This is a genomic window from Halomonas sp. KM-1, from assembly GCF_000246875.1.
Classification (GTDB): domain Bacteria; phylum Pseudomonadota; class Gammaproteobacteria; order Pseudomonadales; family Halomonadaceae; genus Halomonas; species Halomonas aerodenitrificans.
On record NZ_BAEU01000069.1, the window covers coordinates 1 to 10,294 of the forward strand.

Annotated in this window: 10 protein-coding genes; 6 read left to right on the top strand and 4 right to left on the bottom strand. The window is 65.8% G+C overall.

Annotated elements, in window-relative coordinates; genetic code table 11:
• Together B8115_RS07205 and B8115_RS07210 are read right to left on the bottom strand one after the other, a co-directional pair.
• On the bottom strand, positions 1-909 hold a 909-nt coding region (locus B8115_RS07205; protein WP_010627102.1), incomplete at its 3' end, for a spermidine/putrescine ABC transporter permease.
• 15 nt (positions 910-924) lie between these two features.
• Positions 925-2,121, bottom strand: coding sequence for an ABC transporter substrate-binding protein (locus B8115_RS07210; RefSeq protein ID WP_010627103.1), 1,197 nt, complete (start codon positions 2,119-2,121; stop codon positions 925-927).
• A 137-nt stretch (positions 2,122-2,258) separates the two neighbouring features.
• Here B8115_RS07210 and B8115_RS07215 point away from each other — a divergent pair, with 137 nt between their 5' ends.
• The 6 genes from B8115_RS07215 (at position 2,259) to B8115_RS07240 (ending at position 8,895) form a co-directional block, all read left to right on the top strand.
• Complete coding sequence (locus B8115_RS07215) at positions 2,259-3,770, top strand: nodulation protein NfeD (protein WP_010627104.1); 1,512 nt, start codon at positions 2,259-2,261, stop codon at positions 3,768-3,770.
• A 50-nt stretch (positions 3,771-3,820) separates the two neighbouring features.
• Positions 3,821-4,621, top strand: a complete 801-nt coding sequence (locus tag B8115_RS07220; protein WP_010627105.1) for a slipin family protein — start codon at positions 3,821-3,823, stop codon at positions 4,619-4,621.
• 65 nt (positions 4,622-4,686) lie between these two features.
• Positions 4,687-5,583, top strand: coding sequence for a DMT family transporter (locus B8115_RS07225; protein WP_010627106.1), 897 nt, complete (start codon positions 4,687-4,689; stop codon positions 5,581-5,583).
• Positions 5,584-5,953: 370 nt separating this feature from the next.
• Positions 5,954-7,444: a SulP family inorganic anion transporter gene (locus B8115_RS07230; RefSeq protein ID WP_010627107.1), complete on the top strand. Its 1,491-nt coding sequence runs from the start codon at positions 5,954-5,956 to the stop codon at positions 7,442-7,444.
• Positions 7,445-7,462: 18 nt separating this feature from the next.
• Positions 7,463-8,317 (top strand): universal stress protein, encoded by an 855-nt coding sequence (locus B8115_RS07235; RefSeq protein WP_010627108.1) that lies wholly within the window; start codon positions 7,463-7,465, stop codon positions 8,315-8,317.
• A gap of 209 nt (positions 8,318-8,526) precedes the next feature.
• Complete coding sequence (locus B8115_RS07240) at positions 8,527-8,895, top strand: winged helix-turn-helix domain-containing protein (protein WP_010627109.1); 369 nt, start codon at positions 8,527-8,529, stop codon at positions 8,893-8,895.
• Between the two features lie 13 nt (positions 8,896-8,908).
• On the opposite strand, the gene modC is transcribed toward B8115_RS07240, so the two are convergent.
• Positions 8,909-9,970 carry a molybdenum ABC transporter ATP-binding protein gene (gene modC, locus B8115_RS07245; protein ID WP_010627110.1) on the bottom strand — a complete coding sequence of 354 codons (1,062 nt, stop codon included), beginning with the start codon at positions 9,968-9,970 and terminating at the stop codon, positions 8,909-8,911.
• Positions 9,967-10,294 (bottom strand): molybdenum ABC transporter permease (locus B8115_RS07250; RefSeq protein WP_010627111.1); only part of this gene is annotated, 328 nt, incomplete at its 5' end. The genes B8115_RS07250 and modC, both read right to left, overlap by 4 nt.

The window sequence follows — 10,294 nt, forward strand, 5'->3', positions numbered from 1 at the left end:
CCCTTTGCCCGCCAGACGCAGCGGTGAGTCGCCGCTGCCGCGCCCGCCACGCGCGAGCCACTGCCGCCCCAGCCGGGCGACCAGGCGTTCCAGACACCACCAGGCGATGAGCGCCGCGGCCGTGACGCCGAGCTGCAGCACGGCGCCGGCCGAGGCCATGAAGCGCCGGCTCAGGTCGGGATCGTTGAACCAGACCAGAATCGAGACCGCCAGCGTCGGCGGCAGCGTCGGGCCGAGAATCAGTGCCACGTCGACCACCGAAGTGGCATAGGCGATGACGGCAAAGACCGGCAGCCGGATCAGCGGATAGAGTGAAGGGGCTACCACCTTGAGCCAGGCAGTGGTCGGGCGATAGCCGAGCGAGCGGGCCATGGCCACGCGTCGCTCCGGGTCGAGCTGGGGCAGGGCAGCAAGGCACATCAGCAGCAGGAAGGGGATCTCCTTGATGATCAACCCGGCCATCAGTGAGAGCCCCCAGGGGTCCTGAACGATCAGCACATCCGGCGGGCGCTCCCAGCCGGTGAGACCCGGCGAGACCAGTCGTGACAGCAGGCCGGATGGCGCGATCAGGACGGCCAGGCCGAAGGCTGCGGCGGCATGGGGGATCGACAGCAGCGGCGCGACCAGACGTCGGATCCACCGGTCCAGGCGGCTGCCCGACACCCCGGCCAGAAACAGCAGCACCACGGCGAGCGAAATGGCCGTGGTGACCAGACCGCTGGCGAAACTCACGCCCACCGAGCGGGTCAGGCCCGGCTGGGCCAGGAGCTGCCGCCAGGGATCCAGACTGAAGCCATGGCCGCCCAGCGCCGGCATATAGCCGAACGCAGGCAGCAGCGCCATGGTCAGGCCGGCCAGTATCGGGCCGACCAGCAGGATGACGATCAGCCACGGAGCAAGGCGCAGCATCGGCAGCGGCTGTCCCTAGCGGCCGACGTAGCGCGCCTGCCAGGCGTCCTGCAGCGCCGTCATCCAGCTCGGATGCGGCTCCGGCAGGGTCTCGGTCAGCGCCTCCGGGGCCAGCAGGGCGGGGTTGTCGTGCGCCTGCTCGAAGAGTGCGCGGGTCTCGTCGTCCAGCCGCGTCACGTCGAGCACGGTGGGATCGCCCCACACCGAGATGTCCTGCTTGCGTGCCTGGGCTTCGGGCGAGAGCAGGAAATCGGCCACCACCATGGCGGCGGCACGGCGCGGTGAGTTGAACGGAATGGCAACGAAGTGCACGTTACCCAGGGTGCCGCCTTCGAGCACGTAGCTGCGGGTCGACTCGGGCAGCTCGAAGTCGGCCACCGCGGCAGCCGGCTCCGCCGGATTGAAGGTGAAGGCCAGCGCGACTTCGCCGTCGGCCAGCAGGCGCCGCAGCTCGGGGCCATTGGCGGGGAACTGTCGCCCGCTGCGCCACAGGTGGGGGTGAAGGGCGTCGAGATACTCCCACAGCGGTGCCGTGACTTCCTCGAAGTCGCTCTGCGCCACCGGTTCATAGAGGGCATCGCCATCGTCGACCAGGGCAATGAGTGCCTGCTTGAGGAAGGTGCTGCCGAGGAAGTCGGGAATGCGGGGATAGGTGAAGCGTCCCGGGTTGGCCTCGGCCCAGGTGAGCAGCTGCGCCATGCTGCGCGGCGGCTCGTCCCCGACTTCGCCGGCGTCGTAATAGAAGGTGATCTGTGCCTTGCCCCAGGGCGACTCATAGCCTTCCGTGGGCAGCGTGAAGTCGGTGACCACCTCGGGATTGTGTTCCGGAAAGGTCAGCGCGAAGTTGGGCAGCCGCTCGGCAAAGGGGCCGTACAGCAGGTCGTTCTCTTTCATGGCGGCGAAGTTCTCGCCGTTGAGCCAGATCAGATCGATGCTGCCGTCGTCGTGATTGCCGGCGCTGCGCTCGGCCAGCACGCGGGAGACGGCGGCACCGGTATCGTCGATCTTGACGTGTACCAGCTCGATCTCGTGTTCGTCCCGCACTCGCTGTTTGACCCATTCGAGATAGTCGTTGACCCGAGTATCGCCGGCCCAGGCGTGCCAGTAGACGCTCTGGCCGCGAGCCTCGTCGAGCACCTGCGACCATGTATCGGCTGCCGCCGGCGGTACCAGGATCGACGAGAGGGCAATGGCAGTGACAAGTCGGCGCATCGTCATACTCCAGGATGGGCTTCGTGGTGGGTTCGGCTTTCTCGGCTTCGCCTGCTAACCTGATTTAAGGAGAAACTGAAACACCACCAGTGGGGTCCTACAAGCATACCCATATCACGACGCGAGGTAAGTCTGTCATGAGCGTGCGCCGTGTCGCCTGGTTTCACCGTCTTGTGTTGTGGTTCAGCTTCCTGTGCCTGGTTGCCGGCGGTGGCCTGCTGGCCTGGCAGAGTCAGGCTCAGGAGAACGAGCGCATCGCCTTGGTGATGACGGTGGAGGGGGCCATCGGGCCGGCCACCGGCGACTACTTCGAGCGCGGGCTGCGCAAGGCGGCCGAGCGTAATGCCGAACTCGTCGTCGTGCAGATGGACACCCCGGGCGGGCTCGATGCCACCATGCGCAGCATGATCCGCGCCATGCTCACCTCGCCGGTGCCCGTGGCCATCTACGTCTCCCCCAGCGGCGCCCGTGCCGCCAGCGCCGGCACCTATCTGCTCTACGGCAGCCACGTCGCTGCCATGGCCCCTGCGACTCATCTGGGCTCGGCCACGCCGGTGCAGATGGGCGGCGGCTTTCCCGGCATGGACGAGCGCGACGAAGAAGAGGACGCGACGAACGGGGAGAACGAGGCGAACGAGGAGCGCAACGCACGGGAGAATGACGAGGCGGAGCAGGAAGCCAACGAGGCTAACGAGGCCAACGATGCCGAGGCGGCGGAGGCCGAAGGCGACACCCCCGCCGATACGCGCCGGCGCGGCGAGACCGCCATGGAGCGCAAGGTGCTGGAGGACGCCGTCTACTACATTCGCGGGCTGGCCGAGCGCCATGGCCGCAATGCCGACTGGGCCGAGGAGGCGGTACGCGAAGCGGTCAACCTGACTTCCCGCGAGGCGCTCGAAATCAACGTCATCGACGTGGTGGCGAGTGACATCGACGACCTGCTGGAGCAGATCGACGGTCGCGAGGTGGTCATGGAGCGCGGCGAACGCACCCTGAGTACCGCCGACATCACCATCGAGCGCTTCGATCCCGACTGGCGCACCCAGTTCCTGCAGGTGATAACCAACCCCAACGTGGCCTACTTCCTGATGATCATCGGCTTCTACGGGCTGATCTTCGAACTCTCCAATCCGGGCGCCCTGGTGCCGGGCACCATTGGCGTCATCTCGCTGCTGCTCGCGCTGTTCGCCTTCCAGCTGCTGCCGATCAACTACGCGGGGCTGGCACTGCTGCTGGTGGGGCTGGGCTTGATCGTGGGCGAGGCGTTGATGCCGAGCTTCGGTATCCTCGGCATGGGCGGGATCGCGGCCTTCGTAATCGGCTCGGTGATGCTGATGGATACCGACCAGCTCGCCGTCTCTTTGCCGATGATCGGCGGCGTTGCCCTGGTGGCGGCGGTGCTCATGCTGTGGGTGATGATCCGCTTCACCGGCCTGCGCCGACGTCCGGCCCGCACTGGCCAGGAGCAGCTGATAGGCTGTCATGGCGTTGCCCTGGAGGACTTCCAGCATGAAGGCCATGTGCGCATGCGGGGGGAGCGCTGGAATGCACGCAGTCCCGTTGCTTTGAGGCGTGGAGAGGCGGTCAGAGTGGTGACGGTCGACGGCCTGACGCTACACGTCGAGCCCGTGCCACGAACCGCTCGGTAATGTAACGGAATTCATCGAGTTCAAGCGCAACCACATCAAGGAGAGTTCCCATGATGCTCGAATATCTCATTCCGGTCGTCCTGCTGTTCATGCTGGTCGCCGCGTCGATCCGCATTCTGCCGGAGTACAAACGCGGCGTGATCTTTTTCCTCGGTCGCTTCCAGTCGGTCAAGGGACCGGGGTTGATCATCGTGATTCCCGGCATTCAGCAGATGAGCGTGGTGGACCTGCGCGTGATCACCATGGACGTGCCGGAGCAGGACGTCATCTCCCAGGACAACGTCACGGTGAAGGTCAACGCGGTGCTCTATTTCCGCGTGGTCGATCCCGAGAAGGCGATCATCCAGGTCGAGAACTTCGCCGTGGCCACCAGCCAGCTGGCCCAGACCACGCTGCGTTCGGTGCTCGGCAAGCACGATCTCGACGAGATGCTCTCTGAGCGCGACAAGCTCAACGACGACATCCAGGAGATCATCGACGCTCAGACCGAGGAGTGGGGCATCAAGGTGGCCAACGTCGAGATCAAGCACGTCGACCTCAACGAGAGCATGATCCGCGCCATCGCCCGCCAGGCCGAGGCCGAGCGTGAGCGGCGCGCCAAGGTGATCCACGCCGAGGGTGAGCTGCAGGCCTCGAAGAAGCTGGTCGAAGCGGCCAACGTCATGGCCGAGAACTCCGCCGCGCTGCAGCTGCGCTATCTGCAGACCATGAGCGACATGAGCAACAAGAACGCCTCGACCATCGTCTTCCCGCTGCCGATGGACATCATGGAGGCGTTCCGGCACATGCAGGCGTCTACCGCCCAGGCCAAGACCAACGCCACGCGGCCCGACGATCTGGGCGAAGGCTGAGCGAAGCGTGCCACGTCCGCCCGGACGTGGCATGCTGAGGCGATCCGACGGACTTCGAGGTCGCCTTGATCCACTCCCTTTCGCACCGCCAGCAGGGGCTGCTGCTGACCGGCGGCGGTGCACTGATCATTTCCCCCGACGCCCTGCTGATCAAGCTGATCAGTCTGCCCGACAGCCAGATCCTGCTGTGGCGCGGGCTGCTCACCGCGCTGGGGTTCCTGCTCATCATGCTGGCCCGCCACGGTGCCGGCACCGTCGCTGCCTATCGCCGCTGCGGCTGGACCGGTATCGGCGTGGCCGTGCTGTTCAGCCTCTCCACCTATGGCTTCGTGCTCGGCAACCAGTACACCAAGGGCGGCAACGTGCTGATGATCCTGGCTGGAGCGCCGCTGATCGCCGCCCTCCTGTCACGCTTGTTCCTCGGCGAGCGGCTGCCCCGGCGCACCTGGCTCGCCATCTGGATCTGTCTGTTCGGCACCTCGCTGATCGTGCTCGACGATGCCGGTGCCGGCTCATGGATGGGCAACGGTTTCGCCCTGCTGGCGGCCACGGCGCTGGCGGCCAACTTCACCCTGTGCCGTACCCGCCCCGGGGTCGACATGAGCCCGATGCTCACGCTATCGGGACTGATCGTGGCCGCCACGGCGGGGCTGCTCGGCCTGGCCAGTGGCGGCATCGCGCTGCCGCCCGCCGATAGCCTGCTGTTGCTGATACTGCTGTGCCTGGTACTGCTGCCGCTGGGCTTCACCCTGATCCAGCGGGGGCCGCTCTATCTGCCTGCCGCCGAGGTGGGGCTGCTGATGCTGATGGAAGTGGTGGTGGGCACGCTATGGGTATGGTGGCTCCTGGCCGAACGACCGGCACCCATTGCCCTGCTGGGCGGCGGCCTAGTGCTGGGCACACTGCTGGCCAAGGGGTTGTACGAACGCCGGTTGGAGCGGCGGCTGAGGGCCCAGATCTAAGGGAATAGGTCTAAGGGCCTAGGTTTAAGGGCTCGGGGTGCAGCGTTACAGCGGAACTGATAGAATGCGGCGCTCGATTCGGGGCATGCCGTCTTTGCCCCGCTTAACCGACCACGGACGCAACGCAACGTGAATTCTTCGACAGGGCTGGTCACGCCACCCTAACGCTTTCTCTCCTCTCGGGTGATGCCGTCATCGGCACACCACCGCTCGACATCCTTCGATGTCCCGGGCCGCTTGCCCATATCTCACCGATTCACAGTGCTCCCTCAGGTCGCCTCTCGACGCGCCGTGGGAAACATGTGTCATCACACCTGACGCCATCCGCTATGCGCCGGTTGGCATGACGACTCACAGACTGGACCGAAGCATGTTCCGATCCACCAAGCAAGAATGGTTCTCCAACATCAAGGGCGATACCCTCGCCGGCATCGTGGTCGCATTGGCCTTGATTCCCGAGGCAATCGCCTTTTCCATCATCGCCGAGGTCGACCCCAAGGTCGGCCTCTACGCCTCCTTCTGTATCGCCGTGATCATCGCCTTCACCGGCGGCCGGCCTGGGATGATCTCCGCTGCCACCGGCGCCATGGCGCTGCTGATGGTCACCTTGGTGCGCGAACACGGCCTCGAGTACCTGCTGGCCGCCACTCTGCTCACCGGGGTGCTGCAGATCGTGGTGGGTTACCTGAAGCTGGCCGAGCTGATGCGCTTCGTCTCGCGCTCGGTGGTTACCGGCTTCGTCAACGCCCTGGCCATCCTGATCTTCATGGCGCAGTTGCCTGAACTCACCGGGGTGACCTGGCATGTCTACGCCATGACCGCAGCCGGCCTGGCAATCATCTACCTGTTTCCCTACCTGCCCAGGGTGGGCAAGTCGATTCCTTCGCCGCTGGTGTGCATTGTGGTGCTGACCGCCGTTTACCTGCTCTCCGGTATGGAGATTCGCACCGTTGGCGACATGGGTGAGCTTCCCGATACCCTGCCGGTGTTCCTGTGGCCCGACGTGCCGCTGACCCTCGACACGCTGTGGATCATTCTGCCTTACTCGGTGATGCTCGCCGTGGTGGGTCTGCTGGAGTCGATGATGACCGCCACCATCGTCGACGATTTGACCGATACCCCGAGCGACAAGAACCGCGAGTGCAAGGGACAGGGTATCGCCAATATCGGCTCCGGCCTGCTGGGCGGCATGGCCGGCTGCGCGATGATCGGCCAGTCGGTGATCAACGTGAAGTCGGGCGGGCGAGGGCGGCTCTCCACACTGGTGGCTGGTGTGCTGCTGCTGATCCTGGTGGTGTTCCTTTCCGACTGGGTGTCGCTGATCCCCATGGCCGCGCTGGTGGCGGTGATGATCATGGTCTCCATCGGTACCTTCAGTTGGGCCTCGATTCGCGACCTGAAGAAGCATCCGCTGAGCACCAATGTCGTCATGCTGACCACCGTGGCGGTTACCGTGGGAACCCACAATCTGGCTATCGGGGTGTTCGTCGGCGTGCTGCTGGCCGCGATGTTCTTCGCCAACAAGGTCGGCAACATTCTCTATATCGGCTCCGAAGAGGCCGACGCTGGCAGTCGTCGAATCTATCATGTAGTGGGTCAGGTGTTTTTCGCCTCCTCCGAGCGCTTCGGCAGCGCCTTCGATTTCAAGGAGACGGTGGAGAAGGTCACCATCGACCTCTCGCGCGCGCACTTCTGGGACATTACGGCGGTGCAGGCATTGGACAGGGTGGTGATCAAGTTTCGTCGTGAGGGCACCGAGGTGGAGCTGATCGGGCTCAACGAGGCCAGTGCCACCATCGTCGACCGCCATGCCATCCACGACGATCCGGCGGCCGTGGAAAAGTTGATGGGCGGACACTAAGGAAACGAGGAGCAAGACATGACCGAACAGGTAATGGCCGCCATCGACGGCTCGCAGTTCTCCGCCGGGGTGTGCGACTACGCCGCCTGGGCCAGTCAGGCGCTCGGGGCGCCGCTCACCTTCCTGCACGTGGTGGACAACCATCCCCAGACCGCCGAAGCGGATCTCTCCGGCCATATTGGGTTGGGTTCCCGCGAGCACCTGCTCGAGGAGCTCGCTCAGCTCGACGAGCAGCGTGCCAAGGTGGCTCAGGAGCAGGGCCGGCTGATGCTCAAGGCAGCCAAGGAGCGCGCCATCGAGAATGGCGTGACCGAGCCCGCCAACCGCCAGCGCAACGGCACCCTGGTGGAAACCCTCGATGAGCTGCAGAGCGAGATTCGCCTGCTGGTGCTGGGCAAGCGTGGCGAGACTGCCCACCAGGCCAGTGAACACCTGGGTTCCAACCTGGAGCGGGTAGTGCGCACGCTGCATAGGCCGATTCTGATGGTGCCGGAGACCTTCACCCAACCCCAGCGGGTGATGCTCGCCTTCGACGGCAGCAAGACCACCCGCAAGGGCGTGGAAATGCTGGCCAAAAGCCCGCTGTTCAACGGGATTCCGGTGCACGTGGTGATCGTCGGGGCCGAGACCGGCGACAATCGTTCGCAGCTGGAGTGGGCGCTGGCCACGCTGCGCGAGGCCGGCCACGAGGCCGAAGGGGCGATCCGCGCCGGCGAGGTGGAGGAGAGCCTGCGTGCCTACAAGGAGGAGCACGGCATCGACCTGCTGGTGATGGGCGCCTATGGCCACTCGCGCATCCGCCACCTGCTGGTGGGCAGCACTACCACCGCCATGCTGCGGCGGGCCAGGGTGCCGGTACTGCTACTTCGCTGAGAATAAATGCCTGCGCGAGCGAATCGCTGCGCTATAGCCGCCATCCCTGGCGGCTACCCTTCGGGCCAGCCTAAAGGCTGTTCAAATTCGTTCCCGACGAATTTGTGTACGAAACGCGGAATCCATACGCTGGGTAATGCAGACAAGGCGAAATGCCGCGGGGTGGAAGGAGTGATAGCATCCGGCTGACTAGTCCAAGGAGGCACAGCGTGGCCGCCCATGATCCGACCATTCCCCGCCTGCGCATCCAGTTGGGCCCTGCCATTGCCATCGGCCCGGGCAAGGCGCAACTGCTCGAGGCCATTGCCGCCACCGGGTCGATCAGTGCCGCTGCTCGTGAGATGGGCATGAGCTATCGGCGTGCCTGGATGCTGGTGGACACCATGAACCAGTGTTTCAAGGCGCCGTTGGTAGCCACAGCTACCGGCGGCAAGCGGGGCGGTGGGGCCAGCATCACGCCCTTGGGCCAGGAGGTGCTGGAACGCTACCAGCGCATGCAGCGTATCGCCAGCGAGGCGGTGGCCGAGGAGATGGAAGCCTTCACTGCGCTGTTCGCCGATTCGCCGCCGTCCAGCTGATCGCCTTTTAAATCTAGAGCACTCGCGCCCGCACCTGAGCATGCACGGTCATGCCGGGGGCGAGTGCCAGGCGCTCCACGGCCTCGCGGGGAATACGGGCAAGCAGGGTCTGATCGCCGAGGGCCAGGCGCACCAGCCGGTGGCCGGGGTGTGGGTCGTCGTCGATCTCGGCGACTCGCGCCGGCAGGCAGTTGAGCACGCTGGAATCCCGCGCGGGGCTCAGGCTGATCGCCACGTCGTTGGCCCTGACGCTGAGCCTCAGGCGCGCGCCCGTTGGCGCCTGCTCCCGCGAGACCCGCAGCCGCACGTCACCGCAGCCAAGCGTGACCAGTTGCTGCCCGGCGTCATACTCCAGCACCTGCGCTTCCAGTACCGCGGCGGCATTGTCGGCATGGGCCAGCGGCAGGTCGCTGCGGGTCAGCAGCTCCTGCAAGGGGCCGGCGGCCAGCACCCGGCCTGCTTCCAGCAGCACCATGTGATCCGCCAGCCGGGCCACCTCCTCGAGAGCATGGCTGACATAGACCAGCGGTATTTCCAGGTGATCGTGAAGCCGCTCCAGGTAGGGCAGGATCTCCGCCTTGCTGGTGGCGTCCAGCGACGCCATGGGCTCGTCCATCAGCAGCAGCCGGGGGCTGGCGAGCAGGGCCCGGGCGATGGCCACGCGCTGGCGCTGGCCGCCGGAGAGCGCTTGCGGGTATCGCTCGAGCAGCGCCTCGACGCCGAGCAGTCGCACCGTCTCGTCGAAGTCGACCCGGCGTCGGTCGGCCGGTACTCGCCGGTAGCCGTAGCGCAGGTTGTCGCGCACCCGCAGGTGGGGAAACAGGCTCGCCTCCTGGAACACGTAGCCCAGCGGGCGGCGATGTACCGGCAGGAAGCGTTGATCATCCTGCCAGCGACAGTCGTTCACCGTTAGCCAGCCTCTGGCTCTCTCCAGGCCGGCCAGGCAGCGCAGCAGGGTAGTCTTGCCCGAGCCGGAGCGGCCGAACAGCGCGGTGACGCCGCGCTCGGGCAGGGTCATCCGGGCGTCCAGCACGAAGTCGCCGCGCTCCAGCCGAAACTCGCACGCCAGGCTCATGGCGCCACTCCCACGATCTTGAAGCGCTTGTTGAGGGCATAGATGCAGACCAGCATCACGAAGGCCGTCACGATCAGCAGCAGCGACAGGCGGTGAGCGGCGGCGTAATCCATGGCCTCGACGTGGCTGTAGATGGCGATGGACGCGACCTGGGTCTGGCCGGGGATGCCGCCGCCGATCATCAGCAGCACGCCGAACTCGCCCAGGGTATGGGCGAAGGAGAGTACCGCCGCGGTGAGCAGGCCCTGGCGCGACAGCGGCAGCACCACCGACACCAGTCGATCCAGCGGCCCCGCCCGCAGGGTGGCGGCTACCTCCAGCGGG

Excerpts from the sequence above, each read along its gene's own strand:
- B8115_RS07210 (WP_010627103.1), bottom strand. The coding sequence starts at position 2,121 with ATGCGCCGACTTGTCACTGCCATTGCCCTCTCGTCGATCCTGGTACCG.
- B8115_RS07215 (WP_010627104.1), top strand. The coding sequence starts at position 2,259 with ATGAGCGTGCGCCGTGTCGCCTGGTTTCACCGTCTTGTGTTGTGGTTC.
- B8115_RS07220 (WP_010627105.1), top strand. The coding sequence starts at position 3,821 with ATGATGCTCGAATATCTCATTCCGGTCGTCCTGCTGTTCATGCTGGTC.
- B8115_RS07230 (WP_010627107.1), top strand. The coding sequence starts at position 5,954 with ATGTTCCGATCCACCAAGCAAGAATGGTTCTCCAACATCAAGGGCGAT.
- B8115_RS07235 (WP_010627108.1), top strand. The coding sequence starts at position 7,463 with ATGACCGAACAGGTAATGGCCGCCATCGACGGCTCGCAGTTCTCCGCC.
- modC (WP_010627110.1), bottom strand. The coding sequence starts at position 9,970 with ATGAGCCTGGCGTGCGAGTTTCGGCTGGAGCGCGGCGACTTCGTGCTG.